Genomic DNA, 22709 nt, shown 5'->3' with positions numbered 1-22709 from the left:
CAGCTAGTCGTTACAACCTTGCTCCTTGCTTCGTCGCAAGCTCGATCTGAGCCGTATGATGGCGGTTATGCCATACGAATCTTTGCAGCGCAATGTCGAGGGTAATGCTCCCTAACACTTGTGTCCTAAGCTTCCTTTGGAAATGTTCCTCATTCAAACCTTGAAGCAGGATGTGAAACCGGGCATGAAGAGCCTCCAGTAAGGAGAGCGAGCTCTCTATAGGCACATCCTTATAGTCGCTGAGTTCGGCAAATAAATCTTCGCGATATGCGCTTCCTGTCGGCTCATCCTCGGTTAGCGCCCGCTTGAACCTCAAATATGCATTCATATCGTTATCCGCCATATGATGCACGACCTGCTTAATGCTCCAGCCTCCCGCTCGATAGGACATATCGAGCTGCTCAGGAGTAAGCGAATCCGTTAATCGTCTTAGGGCGGGGACAATATCGGGGATTTGCGCTATGAAGTCAGCCCTTGCTTCGGCAGACACATCTATTGACTCAAACCTCCCAATCGGGTATCGCAGACCATCCAGCGGTAACTGCTCGATTACGATTTCCCCTTCGCCGGAAGGGGTCTCGAAGCCGTTCAAGAACGAAGTTAAGATTTGCTCGGTAATGGTGAAAGCCGCGTTGGCATCGAACCGCTCGCTTCTGATACGCAGCCGATCACGCAATTCATCAGGTGAAACCTTCAAATAGACAAGCTCCCACTCGCCGCCAGCAGCCTCAATCGATCGCTTATACTCGTTCCTCCGCTGTCTCTGCCAGAAGCTGAAGTCTACGACGACGCACTGCTTTCCTTCTATTAAAGAGACCATATAATTGCGTAGCTTTTGCTCCGATTCCGCCTTAAGCTGCTCATAGCTGTCAATCGGATAATCGATTCCGTATCGTCCCTTCGTAGCCCAAATATCTTCATCGATCGATAGACGAACGAACCCTTCCGACTCAAGCTTCTGAGCAAAGGTCGTTTTGCCCGAACCCGCCACCCCGCACATCATGACGACAATAGGCGTTCCCGATCTTTTGCGCGTCATCAACTCATGCAGCACCGCGCTTTCTTCCATTCCTGTTTCCTCCTCTCCAAAATGGAATACCAGTACGCTCGTAAAATCACAGCCTCGTTAACAAATCTTTTGGCATATGCAGCTTCTCATACTCGCTCTTAATATAGGTGTTGAACCAATAAGCATGAAGCGGCTGCATGCCCGCCTTGCTCGCGCCCTCCAGTTCGCTCGACCCGCCATCGCCGACGAAAATCGTATATTCCGCCTTTACCTCCAGCCGTTCGCTGCTTAACCGATAGATTCTCTCATCCGGCTTCGCCAGACCAACCTCGTAGGAGAAAATAACGTCGTCGAAGTATGCGGCCAATCTGCTCGAACGCCAGTAGTGGATCTCCTCTTCCGTACAGTTGCTGATCAGTCCAAGCTTGATGCCGTTAGCCCGCAGCTGCTCCAATACCTCCACAAGATCAGGACGAATATATTCAAAAGGGATCTTCTTCTCCTTGACCCGTTCCTCATACAAATCATCAACGACTTTTTTGTCGTATTCCAGCTCGTATTGCTTCATCATATCTTCTATTACCGAATGGTAATGAGGGAGCTCGCCCGTCATTCTTCGAAGCTGCCTGCTGCCCCACTCTTTCTTAAACTGCTCGTTAGAGATCCCTAGAAGCTCCGTATAATTATAATTGCGTTTTGATGTCCGCTTGCCGTTATCAAACTCGGTAACCAACGTTTCGAATAAGTCAAACACAACCGCTTGAGTGCGCAAGCGCTTCATCTCCAGTTCGCTTAAGGCTTCAGCTTTAAAGCTTAATGACCTCATAATCAGATACTTGTTGATCCAAAAAGGTTACTTCGATATCATCCGGCAATTGCTCAAGAGCAAGCTTCACAAATAAGCCTTCTTTACTCGTATGCTCGTCGGGATTGCCGTGAGAAGTAATCGTAACGATGAGCTTCTCGCCTGATAGCTTAATATCGGCTAGCGGATACGTATACATGCCGGACTTGCTTAAGTTGGAGAACAATATAATAGAAGAATCTTTTTCAATGAAATAGACATTTGGTTCTGCTAGCTGCTTGATCGCGCTTTGAAATTGCGGGTCCAGCTGCTCGATAGCTACTTGCTCATGCGCTAACGATTCCTGTTCTGGTGTCGTAATGAATTGGATACCGAATAAAAAGGCAACGACCAAAAAGATTACTGCTGTAACAATAGCGACTCTTGTTTTCACAAGTTCCGTTACGCCCCCTTCTTCAAATAAAAGTGGATAACCTTAATCTGCTTCCTATTATATCATTTTCCTATTTATTGAAACAGAAAGAAGAGCCTTCGGAGTCGTTGTCCACTCTGTTGGCTCTCCTTGCATGAAGCTACGTTTTTATGCAATTACATTTGATACACCTTATCCGACATTGCCGCCCGCCAGCCGCCTGCTGCCGTGACGTTCACTGCTCCTGCCGCTTGTGCTGCATATGCTTCGCATAGGAAACCCGATACGACTGAGCCGTCGCTCAGTTCAACTTTGCCGATGCCAAGCGGGGATGGGATCGCGGCAGTGAATAGGCCGAACGAAGCCAGTGACATCGACCATAGCTCAACCGCTATCGACGCGCCGCTGCTGCCTTCCTCCACGCGTACGAGTCCCGGTTTAACCGGTATAGTCGGCAGCTTGTAGAGCTCATACTTCGCGGCGGTTGCCGCCTCCTTCATGAATATGGCGCCGAGCCCGGTCATTTGCGGTTCAAGCGCGAACCCGCGCATATGAAGTCCGCATACGGCTACCGTGATCCGCTCTTGATGATGCATGAATCGCGCTGCTGCCGCCGCCAGGTTGGCTTCTTCCTCCGGCAAGCTGAACAAGGTGATGCCAAAAGGCAACTGCTGCGCAGCATCGCCGGCTGGTATAGCAATCGCGCTAAGATCAAGCAGATTGCAATGATTCGTGTACAAGCCCATTTGGCTATTCGTGCTTATTGGATCGGCGTTCACCTGTTCACGCGTCCATGTGCCGCCGCAAGTCGGCAGAACAAGCACATCCTCCCGAAGCTGCTGACGCGTCAGCGCCTTGATTTCTTGCAATCGGTGCTGAGCGCGGAATAACGAAGCTGCATCGAAGCCTTGCTTCGCGCCGGAACGAAGGATCTTCTCGGTCACCGGCAACGTCTCGCCCGGATGACCTTCTACGAATTCGCTCAGGTCGGACCATCGCTCTGCAACGAGAGGCCCTTCATAGAGCAGCGCGGCTGCCTCTTGCAACAGCGATACGTCGACTTGCTGCACGGCGACGCCCGATTGCATGATCGCTTGCTTGGCACGCTGCCACGCTTGCTCGTACTCAGCAGCGTATGGCCCGTAGAAAGCAAGCGGCTCTTGCGGCAGCAGCCATGTCTTCGGCTGCGACGAGCGCGTAAGCGGGCGATCCGCGGAATACGGATCGCTCGCAAGCTTGCCGCGGACGGCGGCGTCTACCGCCTCCGCGTCAGCGAGATTGCGTGTGAACACGGTCACGCAATCGATGCTTCGGCATGCCGGCACGACACCGTGTGTCGGCCATGCCCCTACTGCAGGCTTGTAGCCGACAAGCCTGTTAAGTGCGGCCGGCACACGTCCCGAGCCGGCCGTGTCCGTGCCGAGCGCGAAGGCGGCCTGCCCGCGCGCTACCGATACGGCCGAGCCGGAGCTCGAGCCGCCGCTGATCAGCTCCGGCCGCAGCGCATTATGCGTGTCACCGTATGGACTGCGCGTCCCGACGAGCCCTGTCGCGAACTGGTCGAGGTTCGCTTTCCCTACCGGGATCGCTCCCGCGGCGATCAGCCGCTCCACCACAGCTGCATGCTCCGACGGCGTATAGGCATACGCCTTGCAACCTGCCGTTGTCGGCCATCCCGCTGCGTCGATGTTGTCCTTCACCGCGAACGGCACTCCCCATAGCGGACTTGTTGCCGGATCAAGCTGCTTAAGCTTCTCGATATATGGCGCAATAAGCTCCATCGATGGCGGCGTAATCCAAATATTCATCGCTTTGTCTCGTTCGCAGCGCCGGATAATCGCTTCGATTACTTCCTCCGGCGTAAAGTAGTTCCGTCTGTATCCTTGCTGCAGCGCGTCTATCGTTAGCTCAAATGGGACCGCTTCTATCGTCATACGAGAACAGCCTCCTCTTGCGGATAGATTGCGGCAATGCAATCGCCTGCGCGTACTTGGTCACCCGATTTCACGAAGATCGATGCGATAACGCCGTCCGAAGGAGCACATTGCGGGAACTCCATTTTCATACTTTCTTCTATTAAAATAACGTCGCCTTTGCGTACCGTCTGACCCGGCTCTACAATCACTTTCCATACGCTGCCGGACATTAAGCAATTAATGCCCTTGCTGCCCTCAGGCAAAGCTTCTCGCTCGCTCGAAGCGGCGGTATCCGGTTCGGATACATGCTCGGCGATTCCGAGTTCCTTCCAATAAGCACGCTCCTGCTGGAAAGCGGATTGCTGCTTATGACGGAACTCCGTCGAGCCTTCTTGAATCGTATCCAGCCAAGCGAGATAATCGCCAAGCTTGAACGTCGACTCCTCCACCTGGACGACGAACTCCCCGCGCGGGAAATCTTCCCTCATCTGCAGCAGCTCCTCCTTCGATACCGGATAGAACTGAATTTGATCGAAGAAACGAAGCAGCCACGGCTTGCCTTGCTCGAAGTTGGCGGTCGAGCGATGCTTATTCCACATTTGCACCGTACGTCCGACGAACTGATAGCCGCCAGGACCTTCCATGCCGTAGACGCACAAGTATGCGCCTCCGATGCCGACCGCATTTTCAGGCGTCCATGTACGGGCAGGATTATACTTCGTCGTTACGAGTCGATGACGCGGATCGAGCGGAACGGCAACCGGCGCACCCAAGTAAACATCGCCGAGGCCCATTACAAGATACGAGGCGTTGAATACAACCTCAGCCACTTCCTCAAGCGAGCCAAGACCGTTCATCCGGCGGATGAATTCGAGGTTGCTCGGGCACCAAGGCGCGTCGGGGCGGACATTTTGCTGATAACGCTCAATCGCAAGCTGCGTCGCCGGATCATCCCAAGATAACGGCAGCTTCACGATGCGTGAAGGCACTTCGATCGAATCCAGTGCCGGCAGGCTAAGATCAAGCTGCAGTACGATAGCTGCCGCTTCCTTCACCGTCATGCGGGATGGATCGAGGTGAATTTGCAACGAACGGATACCTGGCGTCAGCTCAACGAACGGAATAGCTCCGCTGTCCTTTATCGCTTGCATCAGAACATACACTTGGAAACGATACAACAGATCCAATTCACGGTCGCCATATTCGATAAGCAAATTCTCGTCGCCGGAGCAGCGAACAGCTACCGGGAAACGGCGTCCTTCCTCTTCATAGGCGATAAGCGGCATATAGTCGCCGCTCGATTGCGCCGGTAAAGCCGGCAATGCGGGGCTGCTGGCAAGCTCATTCAAATATTGTTCTTGCTCGAAGCGAAGCTGCTCGGCTTCCTCGACCGTAATAAGCACGAATCGAACCGTATCGCCTGGGTGCAGCTGGCCGATCTTCCATAGCTCTGCGGATGCAGTCGTTACCGGACAGACGAAGCCGCCAAGACTAGGACCGTCTGGTCCTAGCAGTATCGGCATATCGCCAGTTAAGTCGAGTGCTCCTACCGCGTAGGCATTATCATGAATGTTCGACGGATGAAGCCCAGCGTCGCCGCCGTCTTCGCGAGCCCATAGCGGCGCAGGTCCGATTAAGCGGACGCCCGTTCTTGAGCTGTTGAAATGGACCTCCCATGCCGTCTCCGTTAATTGCTCCAAGTAAGCAGGAAGCAAATATTCTTCGGTGCAATGCGGACCCGGTATCACGCCGATCATCCATTCCTTGCCAAACGCTGGGCGCGAGCTTGCAGCGAGTGCCGGAAGCGGCTTAGCTGCTGCCCCTTGGCGCACTCTAAGTACGGCACCCGGACGAACCGCATTGCCGGAATGGCCGCCAAAGCCGCCAAGCGTGAACGTTGCCGCGCTGCCAAGCGTCATCGCCATATCGAAGCCGCCTGCAACGAGCAAGTACGATCGCATGCCCGCCGCCGCTTCGCCTAACGTAAGGATCGATCCCGCTTCCGCCTTCACCGGCGTATACAACGGAACAGCAGCATCGTTCAGCGTCGCTCCCATATCCGCGCCTGTCAGACAGAATGTCATCGCGTTGCGGAATTGATAGGAGCCGCCGCGAAGAGTCATTTCAAGACCTGCCGCCTGCTCTTCGTTGCCTAGCAGACGATTGCCGATGCGGAATGAGAGTCGATCCATCGGACCGGACGGCGGAACGCCGATGTCCCAGTAGCCGACGCGGCCTGGATAATCCTGCACCGTCGTCTGCACGCCGCCGTCGAGCACCTCGATCGCATGCTCGCTTGGGCTGAATGCTCGCAGCATATTCGTATACACATGCCCATCCCGGAATGGAGCTGTATCCAGGAAAGCTTCGATATATGACTGGTTCGTCGTTAGTCCGTATACGCGCAATTCCTTTAGCGCCGCCAGCATGCTGTTGATTGCGCCCTCACGCGTTTCGGCGTGAACGATAATCTTCGCAAGCATCGGATCGTACAGCGTCGTTACGTTAACACCTTTCTGAACCCACGTCTCTATACGCGCACCTTGCGGCCAAATCACTTGATCAATCATCCCGTCGCTCGGACGGAAGTCACGCATACAATCCTCTGCGTAGAGCCGAACCTGCAAGCTATGCCCTTTGGGCTGATCGATAAGCCCCGATAGATTCGTAAGATTGCCTGCCGCTTCCTTCACCATCCACTCCACAAGATCGACGCCGAACACTTCCTCGGTTACGCCATGCTCAACCTGCAAGCGGGTATTCACTTCGAGGAAGTAATACCGCTCCTCCTCCGGATCATACAAATATTCGACGGTGCCGGCACTGCGATACCCGGCAGCCAGCGCAAGCTGCTGCGCGCTTGCTTGCATATCGCTGCGAATCGCAGCCGGAAGCAGCGGCGCAGGCGTCTCTTCTATTATCTTCTGGTTGCGGCGTTGTACCGAGCAATCCCGTTCGCCAAGCGCAACCGCCTCGCCAAACCCATTCCCGAAGATTTGCACCTCGACGTGACGAGCGCGGGCAATATATTTCTCTAGAAACACGCCGCCGTCATTAAAGTTAGCAAGCGCTAGGCGCGTAACCGAGTCGAATGCCTCGCGCAGCGACGTCTCATCGCCGCATATCCGCATGCCGATACCGCCGCCGCCCGCCGTACTTTTCAGCATGACCGGGTAGCCGATAACCGCCGCACTCTCTACTGCCTCCTCAAGGGTAGTTATGAGCTCCGTGCCTGGCAGCATCGGTACGCCGGCTTTTTGAGCAATGGAACGGGCGGTATGCTTAAGTCCGAACAGCTCAATATGCATAGGCGCAGGGCCGATGAATGTAATGCCTCGTTCGGCACAAGCTCTGGCGAACGACGCGTTTTCGCTCAAGAAACCATAACCGGGATGAATCGCATCCGCTCCGGTCTCCATTGCCGTCTTCAAGATAAGCTCGGCATTTACGTAACTTTCCTTCGCAGGTCCTTCACCGATCAATACCGCCTCATCCGCTTGCTCGACATGCAAGCTGTCACGGTCAGCTGTTGTGTACACGGCTACGGATTCGATACCAAGACTCCGCAGCGTGCGGATAATCCGAACGGCGATAGCGCCGCGATTGGCAATGAGTACTTTCTTAAACATGGCCTTCGCCTCCTTCTGCATCCCATATGATGACTTGTGCCGGTGTTGGATTGTAGGCGTTACATGGGTTATTGAGCTGCGGGCAGTTGCTGATCAATACGGTTACCGGTGCGAGCGCTGTAAGCTCAACATATCTTCCTGGACCGGACACCCCATCAGCGAAAGTCAGCTTGCCTTCCGGCGTTACAGGCACGTTCATGAAAAAGTTCACGTTCGGCGCAAGATCCTGCTTTGTATACTCACTTCGTCCTGACAGCATGAGCATGAACGTATCGCGGCAGTTGTGCATCGGAAGTGTCTCGTGCGAGTAACGAACCGTGTTGCTTTGCGCCGAGCAAGCTCCCCCGATTGTGTCATGCCGCCCGCATGTATCAGCCGTTATCTTAAGCAGCTCGCGACCCGATTCAGCAACGAGGACCGAGCCAGTGGTCAGGTACAGATTTTGCTGCTTCGTCACGGTACGAATCGCGCTATAGCGGTCAGCCGGATCTTCCGTCGAATAAAACAGCGTATCGACTGCTTGGTTGCCTTCCACATCGACGATACGGAGCACTTGACCTTCAAGCAGATCGTACATCCAGCCTTCGCCTGCAGGAATTGTCGTCTCATATATCGCATGAACCAGGTTCAGCCCACTGCCAATTAAGTGATTGCTCGTGCTTATGCTTGTGCTCATATTAGTTAGCCCCTCTCATCAACGCGTAAGCGTTCCAAGTATTTTCGAAAGCGCGTCTGTTCTCTCCGCAGTGATTCAAGCAAAGATCATTTTCGCCAATCGGCGCTGCACCCGTGATGACTAGCTCCACCGCTGTATCCGGATACTGGCTGCCAGGGTCCATCGGATTCGGCGTATTGGACAACACGACGAGCAGATCCATCTCTGTTCTTAGCGTCACTGATCGCCCGGCTGTCGCTTGCTCTTCGTATCTCATCGTGCCGTCTAGCTCGCAAACGATCTTCGAGAAGAAATTAATCGGCGTTGTGAAATCTCTAGCCGTCAAGTTATGCCGGAACAGCTCCACCTTCAAGTTTTGCTCGGCGTTCCGCAGCCAATCGTTTCTCTCGCTTTGGTAACTCGTCACACCGTACTTTGCATCTATGCTCTCTCGTGTCGTATAGCCGGACAAAGTATCATGCCAGCCGACCGTGTCTTCCGTTATCGAAGCAAGCACCTTTCCTTGGTCGCTCATGAGCACATGGCCTGCAGTCAATAGCGCCGTGTGTTGTGCCTTTAGTGTATCTGGCATGTTATATCGTTCGGACGGATGCTGCGCATGGAACAGTAGACAAGCTAGATTCGCCCTATCACCCGCTGCCGTTATTGAAATGGACTTGCCCTTGCTTACATAAGCGGACCATTTGCCGCCTGCCTCAATATTTGCCGTAAAGATTGCTGTCATGTTATTTCCCCCTATCGTTGGATGAAAAAAAGGAAAAAAGCCCAGGAGAATATCAAAAGAAACTCTTTTGATTTATTCTCCCGGGCTTTTTTCCCGCCGTGTACATCGATACTGAAGATCGATGCGTCTTCTCTCGGACCAGGCAATCGCAGAAGCGATTCGGAACCCTAGAAAACTTTCCATATGCAATTTCAAATCTTATGTTACGTATTCTAACATGAGATTTTCGGCGTGGCAATCGCTTTTTTGAAAAAAATATTTTTACTCCTCTCAAAATGAGGCTCAAACCGTTGGTACATAAGGATTTTAACGTACTTTTCGGAATATCTGCATCCAAATGTTCGGAATTTAGCCTCTTGTTTTTTTGAAAATTACCTGCAACAATGTGAGGAAACATGACGCAAACAAAAAAGTATGGATTGGCTTGTAGTTAAAGGAGGATGAAACCGATGCAACAACCCGCAGAGTTAAAACGGAACTTATCTTTATCCCACGTGGTCACGATGGGACTAGCCTGGATGTCGCCGATGATTTTCTTCACCAGCTTCGGTGTCCTGCATGAAGGCTCGGGAGGCATGCTGCTAGGCGCATACGTGCTTGCGTTCATCGCTATCCTGTTCACCGCTGCCAGTTACGGCCAAATGGCGAAGGCATTCCCCGTATCCGGTTCGGCGTACACGTACGTAGCGAAGTCGATGAGTCCTTTCTTGGGATTTGTCGTCGGGTGGGCCATCTTGCTCGATTATTTATTCTCCTGTATTATCGCGGCACTCATGTTCGGCATTAATCTAAACGCACAATTCCCTTCCGTTCCAACCTTCATTTGGATCATTCTACTGACCTTCGTCGTGATGGTTATCAACATCATCGGCATTAAGACGTCGGCCAATGTCAATAAAGTGTTCGTAGCTCTTCAAGCGGTGTTCATCGCCGGCTTCTGCGCGTTGCTCGTCTATCAAGCAATGAAAAACGGCATTACCGCAGGCTTCAATCCGCTTCCGGCAAACAATGGCGTTTCCCTCTCCACCTTGCTTGCCGGCGCCTCTCTTGTATGCTTCTCCTTCCTCGGATTCGATTCCATTACGACGATGGCCGAGGAGACGAAGGACCCTAAGAAAACGATACCGCGTGCTATTATGATCATCGTCATAGCCGCTGGCATCATGTATTTCGCAACCGCCTACCTGATTCAACAAATGTACCCGAACTTCTCGTTCAGCAATGTAGACGCGGCTGGCTTCGAGCTTATGGGGGCAATAGGCGGCAGCGCGCTCGCAGCTATCTTCACTTTCGTCATCATCTTCTCCATTCTCTCTCAAGGGATGTCCTCGATGACGACCGTATCCCGCTTACTTTTCGTTATGGGCAGAACGTCTTTGCTTCCGAAAGGCAGCTTCGGCGCCGTTCATCCGAAATACCGCACACCTGTATTCAACATCATTCTTGTCAGCATCATTACGCTCGGCTCGTTAGTCATTAGCCTGGAAATTGCGATCAAATTCGTCAGCTTCGGCGCTTTAACCGCGTTCCTGTTCGTTAACTTGTCCGTCATCTTCCATTACATCGTCAGAGGCAAACAAAGGGGGGCAAGAGACATCGTTCTTCGGCTGCTGTTCCCGTTAATCGGCGCGGCTTTTGTCTTCTATCTCATCACACTGCTAGACTCCGCTTCACTGCTGCTTGGGTCTAGCTGGCTCGCTCTCGGACTCGTCTATTACGCAGCCAAACGGTTTAAGAAACCAGATAAGACTATCGCCATTGCCGACCTAGAGAACGTTATGTGAAACAGAAACAACCGACGAGTTCTATCACTCGTCGGTTGTTTCTGTTTATCGCTATTTATATCGGATTGTTTCGAATGAAACGTTCGATCTCCTGCTTCACCGTTTCGATCTGCTCTTCCATAAGCAGGAGAAGCTCATCCAACTGCGTAACCGACTTATTCTGCAAAACATATTGCAGCTCTGCGCTCGTTTCACTCAAAGCAACCGCACCGATGTTAGAGGCTACCCCCTTCAAGGTGTGGATGCAGAAGATTGCTTTTTGGACGTCGCCAACCCGCAAAGCCTCCCGGATCTCGACCATCGCATTAGCATGATCTGTGACGAACATGTTCAATATTTGCTTATAAAGCTGCTTATTGTTCGCAAGACGCTTCACGGCAGCTTCCACGTTCAAGCCGTTCTCAGCTCCCGACTCGTTCACGCTGGAAGCGGCAGCAGCCTGTAAATGCCCTTCGCGTACTTCCCCGTTATGACTCTGAAGCGTTCTCTGAAGAACGCTGAATAACTGTACGGGCTCGAACGGCTTGGAAATATAGGCATTCATTCCCGCTGTCAGCACCTGCTCCTTGACACCCTGCATCGCATCAGCCGTAATCGCAATAATCGGCGTATGTTGGTCGCGCGCTCTGAACTTGCTAGCCGTTTCGAAGCCATCCATTATCGGCATCTGCAAGTCCATTAATATAGCATCATATCGCTTTACGCTCGTTCGTTGCAACGCTTCGTAGCCATTCTCAGCGACATCGACTACAACGCCAAGCTCCTGCAGCATCGCCTGCGCCACCTGTTGATTAATCTCATTGTCCTCGACAAGCAGCACTCGCGCATTTCGCAGATTCGTAAACTTTTCTGTCTCGTTGAATCTGGAATCGACGGCATGTTTCCCAATCATCTGCTTCTGGAACAGCTCGACGATTTCGTTATAAAGCTGGGACTGGCTGATCGGGTAATACAGCACTTTCTTCACCGATGGCGAATTCGAATCTACCTGCAGCTGAGATTCATGGTAGGCGCTTATAAGGACAATAACCTGGATTGGCGTGCCATATTCAAGCTTAATTTTCTCCGCAAAATGCGCCGCAGCTTCATCCTTCAGCTTCCAGTCGACGATAACCAAGTCATATCGGCCGCTGCTGCGAATGATCGCTTCGGCGTCTGCGGCAGATTCTGCTGCGCTTACGATGAATTGGAATTGCTCAAGCTGGCTCGTCAAAATAAGCCTCATCTCGAGATCATCGCATACGAGCAGCACGCGCAGAAACTTCAGGTGCGGTGCCACAGGCTCGTGCTCGCTCAGCGAATCGAAGGAGCCTTTGCCGAATTGTGCAGTGAACGAGAAGCAGCTTCCTTTGCCGAACTCACTTTCAACTCCAATTTCACCATTCATCAATTCTACTAAACTTTTGCTAATAACTAGACCAAGTCCCGTGCCGCCGTATTTGCGAGTCGTAGACATATCAGCCTGTGTGAATTCGCGGAATAGCAACTGCTGCTGTTCTTCCGTCATACCGATCCCCGTATCTCTAACCGTGAATCGAAGCACAACTCCGTTCTCGTCGGCCGATACGACCTCTATCCCGAACATGATTTCCCCTTGCTCGGTGAACTTAAGCGCGTTGTTCACTAGATTGAGCAGCACCTGATTGAGTCGGAACGGATCTCCGGTGAGCATTTGCGGCACTTCATGATGAATCGTGAAATGAAGCTTTAACCCCTTTTCATATACCGATAAGCCGATCGTATTGGAAATATTGCTCATGATTTCGTACAGGTCGAAGTCGATTCGCTCTAATACGATTTTTTTCGCTTCGATTTTCGAGAAATCCAATATATCGCTAATGATGGTCAGCAAATTTTTCGCGGAAAGCACCGTCTTATCTACATAATCTTTCTGCTGCTCTGTGAGGCTTGTCTTCTGCAACAAATAGTTGAATCCGATAATCGCGTTCATTGGCGTTCGAATCTCATGACTCATATTCGCCAGAAACTCGCTCTTCGCCCGATTTGCCGATTCAGCTACTCGCGTCGCTTCCTCCAGCATCGTATTATTGTTCTCTAGCTCACGCGTGCGATCCTCAACGAGATGCTCCAAGCTTTGCTTATAGTCGAGCAGTGCCTGCTCCGCATTTTTCCGCTCGGTAATATCGTTGCCCGCCAATATAATGCTGCTCACGAGGCCAGCCTCGTTACGAACAACATTAAACGTCCAACCGATAAGCCGCTCAGAGCCACTCTTTGTCACTATAAGCGCCTCGTAGTATTCCTTACGCGGTCTATCCTCCACGATTTCTCGGAAAATTTCCGTGCGCTCTTCGAAAAATCTTTCGGGAACACAGGTATCAATCCACTTCCGACCGATAACCTCAAGATCCTCATAACCGGTCAGTTGACTGCCTTTCCGGTTTAACAACTCGATTCGCCCTTCACGATCGAGTACAACGATCATAATATCGACCAGATCCAGATAAGTTCGCGCCTTCGCCTTCTCCAGACTAAGCTTCTGCTCACCCTTACGGCGTACCGAGCTCGTCTGCTTCGCCAAAGCAATGCCGATTAGGATAGCCAACGCACCGAATATCAAACCCATCCTTTGAGCCCATTTTTGCTGAATAGCCGAACGGTCTACATCTCTCTGCGTTCCTTCAAGATTGAATTTGATCCACTTTTCCCACACCTCTTCGCCGCGTTGGCCGATAGGCGTCATTGTTTCCAACATATCAATACCTGTTGAATGATCTCCTATCAGTACGGTATCTATCAGAAACTGACCGTTCAGGAAATATTCAATCGAAATCTTTTTCATTTCCAAATACATATTTCGTTCCTCGTCAGATATGAGGAAGGCCTCATAATCGTCGAAGCTGTTCTCAAAACTCGTTTTCGTATCGTTATAGACATCAATATATTTTTGAATTTCCGCCTCATCGTCCGCAAGGAGAATTTTCACAAGAACCACCCTGACACGCATGAACGAACTATTCAAATGCGATAGTTGTTCAATACTCGGCATCCAGTTCGACTTTACCACATGAATCGTTCGTTTCATCTCCATCATTTGGTAATAGGTTACCCCTATCGTGCAAGTAAGCAATAGAATGATTACTAATAAAATCTTCGTTGATTGGCTTCTTAATGATACTTTCACACTATTCCTCCTTCTTACGTAAACCGATTATAGCATCCAATAAAAGTCACGACTAGATGAGGCAAGCAACGATTTATTTCAACCAGAAATACCCATAAATATAAATGAAATGATATAATAACAGCGTATTCATGAAAATGATTTCCCTTATCCCACTCATCCGAAAGAGGTATTGTGATGTCCAAAATATTCATCACCGGCGGTACCGGCTATGTCGGTACCGCACTGGTCCAAGAAATTATCGACACAAAGCTTCAAGCTGTCGTATTGACCCGCTCCTCGCAGAAGGCAGATGCGCTAAGAGCTCGAGGCCTCGAAGCTGTCGTAGGCGATTTGATGGAAGACGGTCCATGGCAGCAGAAGCTCGCCGAATGCGAGTATGTCATTCATCTAGCCTCGCCCCCAACCTGAGGGAAGAAGGTAACCACCAAAATCGCAGAACAATTCGCCAAAGGCCACTACGACATGACGCTTCGCCTCCTTGACCACATCGATGTACATACAATCAAAAATATCGTATACATAGCAGGAACAAGCTATTACGGAGATACCGGCGCCGAGCGTCCAAGAGATGCCGACTTTACTAGCGAGCCGAAAGGCTGGGGCCCTTATATCGCGAACTCCGTTAACGTATTGGATCGCTATATTCAGAAAGGGATGCCTATAACGACAGCTTTTCCTGCCCAAATCTACGGACCCGATTCCTGGATGCCCCAGCTGTTCATCGAACCGATCTACAACAAGAAACCCGTATATTCCTTGAAGGGCTACGAACCGTATTTCTCGCCTATCCATGTCGAAGATACCGCCCGCGCTTGCTTGTTCTTGTGCGAGCACGGCAAGATAGGCGATCGATACATCCTCTGCGACAACGAGCCCCTAACTTCGAATGCGTTCATGAAGCTGATCGAGAAGGAACTGCAGCTCTCAGGCAAGGTTCGCTCCATTCCACGATGGTTATGTAAGCTCATATTAGGGCCGGTTCTGACCGAATACGCAACAGCTCACACCTACTTTACGAATCGTAAGCTGAAGGAGCTTGGCTTCACCTATCGTTACCCAACGGCGCTAGACGGTGTGCCAAACGTCGTACAAAGCTGGGTTTCCAAGCAAGGCTAGACAAATGAAAAAAACCATGAATGCAGCTTCGAGAGCCGTGCTCATGGTTATTTTTCATTTTATTTTCGACTGTGAAAACTCTTGTCAATCTCTTTAATCAAAGCCGACATATCGCTCGACATCGACCTCATCCCGCTATCGTTAGACGCCGCTCCAGCTTTTTGCACCTTTATTCGGTCTCTCAAGCTTTGATCGGATGTGACGTGCAGACGATAAGCCGGATATTGAATTCTTAGCGCCGAATACACCTGCTTCTCAATAATGCCGCGCTTGCCCGCGTTCTCGACCTCGATGCCTACCAATGCATCATCGCCGTACAGCTGAACATTCGCCGACTTCACGCCATTCACAAGCTGTGCGCGTTCCGCCAGCTGGGAAGCTTTTGCAGACGCATCGTTCATATTCATCTTCTTGCCGGGCAAGTTGCGATGATCATCGTTCGTCATCTGCACTTCCAAGCGATGCGCGCCTTCCTGCGCCTGCTGCTTAACCTTGTTAGCAGTGGCGCAGCTAACAAGCGAAAGACCAAGCGACAGCACGAACACAGATATCAAGATCACTTTCCAACGTTTCATCCTATTGTTCACCTCCTATTTTCCTGTTTATAACATTTGCCGCAGGCGGCTATTTATTCATAGGAAAAACAAAAAAACAGCTACTCAGCCTCCATTCGGCCTCGCAACTGTTCTTCCAATCCGCTATTTAGATAAGTTCGTCAATCTTCCATCTTGCGCACGTCAACCGTCACCTGCAGCAACTGCTCCCCGGTCCCCCGGTAGACACCTTTCACAGGCACAATATCCTTGTAATCGCGGCCATGGCCAAGCTTCACATACCGCTCGCCGACAGGGTCCGTATTCGTCGGATCGAAGCTGCACCAGCCAAGGCCCGGCACGAACGCCTCGACCCATGCATGCGACGCTTGCTCGAAGTCCGCGCTTCCGCCCTGCAGATCACCTACGAAGTGATAGCCGCTGACATAACGCGCCGGTACGCCTAGCGCTCTGCTGCAAGCTATCATCAGATGCGCGAAGTCTTGGCATACGCCGCGCTTGTGCTCGAACATATCGCTTGTTTTCGTCTTAACGTTCGTCGCTTCGGGATCATAGATGAACTCCGTCCGAATCTGCGAGGATAACGCGGTAAGCCAGTCCAGTACACTAATGATTTGGCCGTCTTCGGATGGGATAAGCGCAGATGCGAACCGCTCCACTTCTTCCGTGTTCGACGTGTATTCCGTATGCAGCAGAAACTCGGTGAAGCGATTAGCCGCTTCCTCGGTTCGCAGCCATTCCCAAGCTTGCCCAGGCGGTCGCTTGCTGAGGTATAGAGCCCGTTCCTCTGCAGTCGGCGCTTGCTTCGTCACGACCGTCATCAAGGTCCTTATCGTCAGTCGTCTATGCGGTCCGTTAACCGAAAAGGCGTGAACGCGATTGCCGAAATAATCCTCGAATGTGAACAACGAGGCGTTCGGCTCGATCGAAATTTGCTGCTGATAGCAGGATTGTCGTTCATTCGTACTCGGCGTCAGCCTAATTTCATTGACACTGTCCGTAACCGGATCGGCATATTCGTATTGCGTAACATGTGAGATATTCAGCTTCATGCGCTTGCTTCCCCCATTCGAAAAAAGGTTTTGGCAAACAAGCCGCCCAGCTGCTGGCAGGAGTCAAGCAAATGCGTCACGATCATTCCTCCGCGGTCAATCGCCATATCGTCATGCTCAAGGCAAGCGAGATCAGCTTTCACCTTGCCAACCTGACGGATGACCCGCTCATGAGCGCTGCGCAGCTGCTTATCCTGCAGCTCGATTCGGCGCATATGATCGTCGAGCGTATGGAAAGCAAAATGAACAGAGCGCGGGAATACTTGGTTCAATATGACGAATTCAACAATCGATTCTACTGTGATTCCATCCGCATAATAGCGGCGGAAAGCCTGGTAGCCGCTCACCGAACGGAGCACTGCCTGCAAATAAGGGTAAGCAGTTGACACATTCCACCCATCACCGCTTGCCGCATTTCCGACTGCCTTAATAATGCGAAGCGTATTCTCCGCACGCTCAAGATAACGGCCGCATTCGATGAAATGCCATTCGTTCTCGCGCGGCATGACCGACTGTCCTACGCCTTGGAATAGAGCCGTCCACTCCTTTATCTTGCCGAAGAACAGATGCGGGGATTCGCGCAGCAAATCATCTGGCTGCTTCTCTCTTAGCCATAGATAGAATCCGTTCGTTGCATCCCACATCTCGCTAGGTACTTTCTCGCGAAGCGTCCGCAGATTGCCGCGTGCATGACTGACACAGGACACGAGCGAGTTCGCATTATCGCGATCGAGAGTCGTATAGTAGAGAACATCTCGTTCACTATAGGAGCCATACTGCTGCTCGTAAGCTTCCCGGCTTCCTAACGCATCAACGATTCTTGCCCACTTCGACACAGGCTCGGCAGCTCCGCCGCCCGACTCCTCTGCGTCAACAGCATACTCATCCTCAACCTGCAGATGATAATGCACATCGATTAATCTTGCATGGTTCTCCGCCCGCTCCATATATCTCCCGATCCAAAACAAAGCCTCCGCATTCCGATTCAGCATGGCTTTCCCTCCGTTCTATTATCGATTAAGCACCCATGTATCTTTCACGCCGCCACCCTGCGAGGAGTTGACGACGAGAGAGCCTTCCTTCATTGCTACGCGGGTAAGCCCTCCTGGAATGACATGCGTCTCATCGCCCATCAGCGCGAAGGCGCGCAGGTCAATATGACGCGGGGTCATCTGTCCATCAAGCATGACGGGAGCACGCGACAGCTTCATCGTCGTCTGAGCGATATAACGATCCGGCTCTCGCTTGATCGCCTCCGCGAACTGCTGAATTTCCTTCTGCGTCGCGGTCGGCCCGATCAGCATGCCATATCCGCCCGAAAGCGAAGTTTCCTTCACAACGAGCTGATCCAAATGATCCAGCACATACTCTCTCTCTTCTTTGCGGGACAAAATATAAGTCGGCACGTTATGGAGGAGCGGCTCCTCGCCCAAGTAATAACGAATCATATCAGGCACATAGGCGTATACCGCCTTATCGTCCGCTACGCCTGTTCCCGGAGCATTGGCAATGGCAACATTTCCTGCCCGATATGCATTCATAAGTCCAGGCACGCCTAGCAAGGAGTCAGGCTGGAAGGCAAGCGGATCTAGGAAGTCGTCATCGATGCGGCGGTAGATCACGTCAACCTGGCGAAGTCCTCGCAGATCGCGCAAATAAATTTTGTGATCTTTGTATACGAGGTCTCTTCCTTCGACGAGGTGAATACCCATTTGCTGCGCAAGGAAAGTGTGTTCATAATAAGCGGAGTTATAAGCGCCAGGCGTGAGCAATACGATTAGAGGATCGCGTTTGCCATTAGGGGAAAGCGCGCGAAGCGAGCTTAAGAAACAATTCAAGCTTCGGTCGATGCTTTGCACCGAACAGGACAAATACAGATCATGGAATAATTCACTCATTAACGTCCTGCCCTTGAATAAGTAAGAGAAGCCCGAGGGCGAGCGCAAATTGTCCTCAAGGACAAAGTAGCGGCCCTTCTCATCTCGAATCAAATCAATGCCCGATGCTGTAATATATACACCTCCGGGAACATGTAGACCAGCCATTTCCGGACGGAAATACGTGTTGGATACGATCATGCGCCGAGGGATGATGCCGTCTGCAACGATCCGTTGCCCATGATATACATCGTGGCAAAATGCGTTGAGCGCACGTATACGCTGCTTAACCCCGCGGTCGACTGCCTCCCATTCATGCTTCGGTATAACGCGAGGGATATAATCGAACGGAATCGTACGTTCAAGCGGCTCGTTCTGCCCACCGCTATAGAGCGTGAAGGTAATGCCTTCCTCCAGCATCCGCTGGTTGATTGCATTCTGACGGACCGTAAGCTCCGCCTGCTTCATTCTGCCGAATAAGCGATGAACATTGTCATAGTGAGGCCGTACCGAAAAGTCCTTGTCGAACATTTCATCATAAAATGCTTGCGAATCGTAATAATGCGAATGCGACTGTTTGGCCGTCGACATGACAACCGCCTCCTCCATGATGAGCGCAGCACCTAATTGGTGCTTGCAGCATGAACATTTCGTCCATACGAGCTAGATATATGTCAAAAAACTTAACATTTATCTCACTGCCATGTATAAATGTTAGGATAATCATACTAAATTCCGAAAATTGTGTCAACTTACTTAACATAAAAGCAGGAACCCTCCATGTGAGAGAATTCCTGCTTTTTCTAGGCTGCGGATATAAGTAATAGTTCGAGTTATTTATTCCTGATTATGAATTCAATTGCTGCAAGTCTTTCGTAACTTTATCAACCATATGAACGAAGGATGCAAGCTCCTGCGAACGGGCTGCTTGATTGCGCGCCTCCACCGACGTTAGCTCCGACTCGGAACGAACGGCGGAGAGTTTCTTATCGATTTCTTCCAGCTTCGCTTGAATGCCTTCTAACGCATTGCGGGACGAAGCAGCCAGCTTCCTGACCTCGTTCGCGACAACCTCGAACCCTCTTCCTTGTTCGCCGGCTCTAGCAGCTTCGATAGCGGCATTCAGCCCGAGCAGATGCGTCTGATCCGACAAGCCGCGGATGAGCGTGCCCATCTCGCCAATGCCATCGAGCTCTTCGCGCAGCTCTCCTAACAGTGTATGCGTCTTATCCTGAGATTGCGAAGTCGAAACGGCCGTTGCCGCAATTGATTGCGCACCCTCGTCCAATTCGACCATAAGCGAAGCCAGCTCCTGCACAGCTCCCGTAACGGTGCTCAGCATCGTAGCGCGCGAATCAGCAAGCTCCTGTACTTTCTGCTGCTCGAAGCCATGATACGCTTCAAGTACGAATTGCGAATCCAGATTGAACATCTTCGTAAGCGAATAGACGACATGCTGCCATTGCTCGGGAAGAACGCGCTTAAATACAAGCGTCGCAATGTCCAGATACGTCATATACGTTCCCAAATACCAATCTGTCGTAAGTCCGATCCGGGAATGAACCGCTCCGATCCGTATTCTATTATCAATAAACGGCTGGTCTATGACGCCATCGGCGAGAGACATCCAATAAACCCGCTGCGTTTCCTTCAACCGTTCAATATTGCTTACTCTGGAAATAAGCTCGACGAGATCCGGCTGGCTGCCGACGCTGTCGTAGAAACGATCGACCACCTCGTCCACAACTTGGGCAAAGACGGGCCGATATCCCGCTAATAGCTGTAAATCTTGTTCCGATATACCGGTATAGTCCAGTTGCTGCTTACGCTCTGCTGATACTTTAATCACTTGGCAAGACCCCTTCGGCGTATAGTCTTTCACTATCTCCTATTATATCGGAAAAGATACGCTATATTATAAAATTTTAGCTTTTTTATTGAAGGATACTCCTACCCCGACAAAGAAGCTGACGGGCCGTGCATCCGTCAGCTTCTCCACGCAAAGTACCCAAGCTCCATTCCTCTTAATTGCCGGCACTAGCGGTTAAGCAGGCTTCCTACGTACCGCAGCAGCTCATTCGAGCATACCGGGCAATAGCCGTGTTCATCCATAAGCCGCTTAGTCACTTCATTAATACGCTTCAATTGCAGTTCGTCCGGCGTCTTCGTTGACGTCGTAATCTTAACGATGTCCTTCAGATCGGTGAACAGCTTCTTCTCGACCGCTTCGCGCAGCCGTTCATGGCTAGTGAAGTCGAATTTTTTCCCTTTGCGCGAATAAGACGAGATACGAATCAGAATTTCTTCGCGGAACGCTTTTTTCGCATTTTCCGATACGCCGATCTGCTCCTCGATCGAACGCATGAGCCTTTCATCCGGATCCATCTCCTCGCCGGTAAGCGGATCCTTGATTTTCGCCCAGTTGCAATACGATTCGATATTATCCAAGTAGTTCTCGAATAAAGTGCGCGCCGACTCCTCGAACGAGTAGACAAACGCCTTCTGGATCTCCTTCTTAGCCAGCAGATCATATTCCTTGCGCGCCACGGATATGAAATTGAGGTAGCGCTCGCGCTCATCCTTCGTAATCGAAGGATGCTGGTCGAGTCCGTCCTTGAGCGCCCGCAGCACATCAAGCGCATTAATGCACTGCATATCCTGCTTAATGAGCGCGCTGGAGATACGGTTGATGACATAACGAGGATCAATGCCCGTCATTCCCTCTTCGACATACTCGCTTTGCATTTCCTTCAAATCCGCTTCCTTGAAGCCTTCGACCTCCTCGCCGTCGTACATGCGCATTTTCTTGACGAGATCCATACCCTGCTTCTTCGTTTCCTTCAATCTTGTAAGTATGGAGAAAATCGCCGCCGCACGGAGCGCATGTGGAGCAATATGAATATGCCTCATATCGCTTTGCGCGATCAGCTTCGTATATATTTTCTCTTCATCAGACACCTTGAGGTTATAAGGGATTGGCATGACGATCATCCGTGACTGCAGCGCCTCGTTCTTCTTATTGCTGATAAACGACTTATACTCGGATTCATTCGTATGGGCAATAATGAGCTCATCGGCACTGATCAGAGCAAACCTGCCAGCCTTGAAATTACCCTCCTGCGTCAGTGAGAGCAGGTTCCACAGAAATTTCTCGTCGCATTTAAGCATTTCCTGGAACTCCATCAGACCGCGGTTCGCCTTATTGAGCTCACCGTCGAACCGATAGGCGCGCGGATCCGATTCGGAGCCGAATTCGGTTATCGTCGAGAAGTCGATACTGCCGGTCAGGTCGGCAATATCCTGCGACTTGGGATCGGAGGGACTGAAAGTGCCGATACCAACGCGATTATCCTCGGAGATGAATACACGCTCGACAAGCACGCTTTCGATATTGCCCCCATACTCAGTCTGCAGTCTCATCTGGCAAGAAGGGCACAGATTCCCTTCAATGCGAACGCCAAGCTCTTTCTCGATCTCTGGCCTTAGCTCATGCGGAATGAGATGCAGCGGATCCTCGTGCATCGGGCAGCCCTTGATCGCGTAGACTGCTCCCTTGTCGGTGCGGGAGAACTTCTCGAGCCCCTTCTTCAGCATGGTCACGATCGTCGACTTGCCGCCGCTGACCGGTCCCATGAGCAGTAATATCCGTTTACGAACGTCCAGCCTGCGGGCGGACGAGTGAAAATATTCTTCAACCAACTTCTCCACGGAGCGGTCTAATCCAAATATTTCCTGTTCAAAAAACTTATACTTCTTGCGCCCATTCACCTCTTCGACCCCGTAAGATTCGATCATTTCATAAACGCGTGAATGTGCGGTCATGGCCGGGGACTTATCGTTCTTAAGCAGCTCAATGTAGTCCTTGAATTGTCCCATCCATGCCAGCTTCTCACTCTCAGCCTGATATTCCGCAATTCGTTTGAAAATGTCCATTCCGTGCCTCCTCCCATCGCTTCCGCATTCCACTATTCCTTCTCCGCCAGGGATTAGTTGCTAGACGCTCTTTC

15 protein-coding genes, 1 pseudogene and 1 riboswitch are annotated in these 22709 nt (G+C 51.3%); of the genes and pseudogenes, 2 read left to right on the top strand and 14 right to left on the bottom strand.

What is annotated here, in order from left to right; all coding sequences use genetic code 11:
* Positions 1–10: 10 nt before the first annotated feature.
* The 7 genes from AC1DF0_RS11165 to AC1DF0_RS11135 form a co-directional block, all read right to left on the bottom strand.
* The gene (locus tag AC1DF0_RS11165) at positions 11–1069 is read right to left on the bottom strand and encodes a YfiT family bacillithiol transferase (protein ID WP_477573950.1); all 1059 of its coding nucleotides are present in this window, start codon (positions 1067–1069) and stop codon (positions 11–13) included.
* Positions 1070–1115: 46 nt separating this feature from the next.
* Positions 1116–1781, bottom strand: a complete 666-nt coding sequence (locus tag AC1DF0_RS11160; protein WP_477573949.1) for an HAD family hydrolase — start codon at positions 1779–1781, stop codon at positions 1116–1118.
* 34 nt (positions 1782–1815) lie between these two features.
* Complete coding sequence (locus tag AC1DF0_RS11155) at positions 1816–2247, bottom strand: hypothetical protein (RefSeq protein WP_442050353.1); 432 nt, start codon at positions 2245–2247, stop codon at positions 1816–1818.
* A 155-nt stretch (positions 2248–2402) separates the two neighbouring features.
* Positions 2403–4160: an allophanate hydrolase gene (atzF, locus tag AC1DF0_RS11150; protein WP_477573948.1), complete on the bottom strand. Its 1758-nt coding sequence runs from the start codon at positions 4158–4160 to the stop codon at positions 2403–2405.
* On the bottom strand, positions 4157–7771 hold the full coding sequence (gene uca, locus AC1DF0_RS11145; RefSeq protein WP_477573947.1) for an urea carboxylase: 3615 nt from the start codon (positions 7769–7771) through the stop codon (positions 4157–4159). The genes atzF and uca overlap by 4 nt, the downstream gene beginning before the upstream one ends.
* The gene (locus AC1DF0_RS11140; RefSeq protein ID WP_477573946.1) at positions 7764–8447 is read right to left on the bottom strand and encodes an urea amidolyase associated protein UAAP2; all 684 of its coding nucleotides are present in this window, start codon (positions 8445–8447) and stop codon (positions 7764–7766) included. The genes uca and AC1DF0_RS11140 overlap by 8 nt, the downstream gene beginning before the upstream one ends.
* 1 nt (position 8448) lies before the next feature.
* Positions 8449–9171, bottom strand: coding sequence for an urea amidolyase associated protein UAAP1 (locus AC1DF0_RS11135; protein ID WP_477573945.1), 723 nt, complete (start codon positions 9169–9171; stop codon positions 8449–8451).
* Positions 9172–9246: 75 nt separating this feature from the next.
* A riboswitch (guanidine-I (ykkC/yxkD leader) is annotated at positions 9247–9353 on the bottom strand.
* Between the two features lie 267 nt (positions 9354–9620).
* Here AC1DF0_RS11135 and AC1DF0_RS11130 point away from each other — a divergent pair.
* The gene (locus tag AC1DF0_RS11130; RefSeq protein WP_477573944.1) at positions 9621–10955 is read left to right on the top strand and encodes an APC family permease; all 1335 of its coding nucleotides are present in this window, start codon (positions 9621–9623) and stop codon (positions 10953–10955) included.
* A 55-nt stretch (positions 10956–11010) separates the two neighbouring features.
* Here AC1DF0_RS11130 and AC1DF0_RS11125 read toward each other — a convergent pair whose 3' ends face one another.
* Complete coding sequence (locus tag AC1DF0_RS11125) at positions 11011–14100, bottom strand: response regulator (RefSeq protein ID WP_477573943.1); 3090 nt, start codon at positions 14098–14100, stop codon at positions 11011–11013.
* Between the two features lie 177 nt (positions 14101–14277).
* Between AC1DF0_RS11125 and AC1DF0_RS11120 the strand changes: the two are divergent.
* Positions 14278–15219 (top strand): annotated as a pseudogene (locus AC1DF0_RS11120) (NAD-dependent epimerase/dehydratase family protein).
* 59 nt (positions 15220–15278) lie between these two features.
* Here AC1DF0_RS11120 and AC1DF0_RS11115 read toward each other — a convergent pair.
* The 6 genes from AC1DF0_RS11115 to AC1DF0_RS11090 all read right to left on the bottom strand — a co-directional run bounded on the left by AC1DF0_RS11115 (position 15279) and on the right by AC1DF0_RS11090 (position 22635).
* On the bottom strand, positions 15279–15794 hold the full coding sequence (locus AC1DF0_RS11115) for a YhcN/YlaJ family sporulation lipoprotein (RefSeq protein ID WP_442050345.1): 516 nt from the start codon (positions 15792–15794) through the stop codon (positions 15279–15281).
* 140 nt (positions 15795–15934) lie between these two features.
* A complete protein-coding gene (locus AC1DF0_RS11110; protein ID WP_442050344.1) occupies positions 15935–16825 on the bottom strand; it encodes a transglutaminase family protein in 891 nt (296 codons plus the stop codon).
* A complete protein-coding gene (locus tag AC1DF0_RS11105; protein ID WP_442050343.1) occupies positions 16822–17817 on the bottom strand; it encodes an alpha-E domain-containing protein in 996 nt (331 codons plus the stop codon). The genes AC1DF0_RS11110 and AC1DF0_RS11105 overlap by 4 nt, the downstream gene beginning before the upstream one ends.
* 18 nt (positions 17818–17835) lie before the next feature.
* Entirely contained in the window at positions 17836–19293 is a 1458-nt protein-coding gene (locus tag AC1DF0_RS11100) for a circularly permuted type 2 ATP-grasp protein (RefSeq protein WP_442050342.1), read from the bottom strand.
* 256 nt (positions 19294–19549) lie between these two features.
* Positions 19550–20551: a protoglobin domain-containing protein gene (locus AC1DF0_RS11095; RefSeq protein WP_442050341.1), complete on the bottom strand. Its 1002-nt coding sequence runs from the start codon at positions 20549–20551 to the stop codon at positions 19550–19552.
* Positions 20552–20739: 188 nt separating this feature from the next.
* Positions 20740–22635 (bottom strand): PrkA family serine protein kinase, encoded by a 1896-nt coding sequence (locus AC1DF0_RS11090; RefSeq protein WP_442050340.1) that lies wholly within the window; start codon positions 22633–22635, stop codon positions 20740–20742.
* Positions 22636–22709 lie beyond the last annotated feature (74 nt).

The sequence above is a fragment of the Paenibacillus sp. 05T425 genome (assembly GCF_056396205.1).
This window is presented reverse-complemented; position numbering and strand designations above follow the sequence as displayed.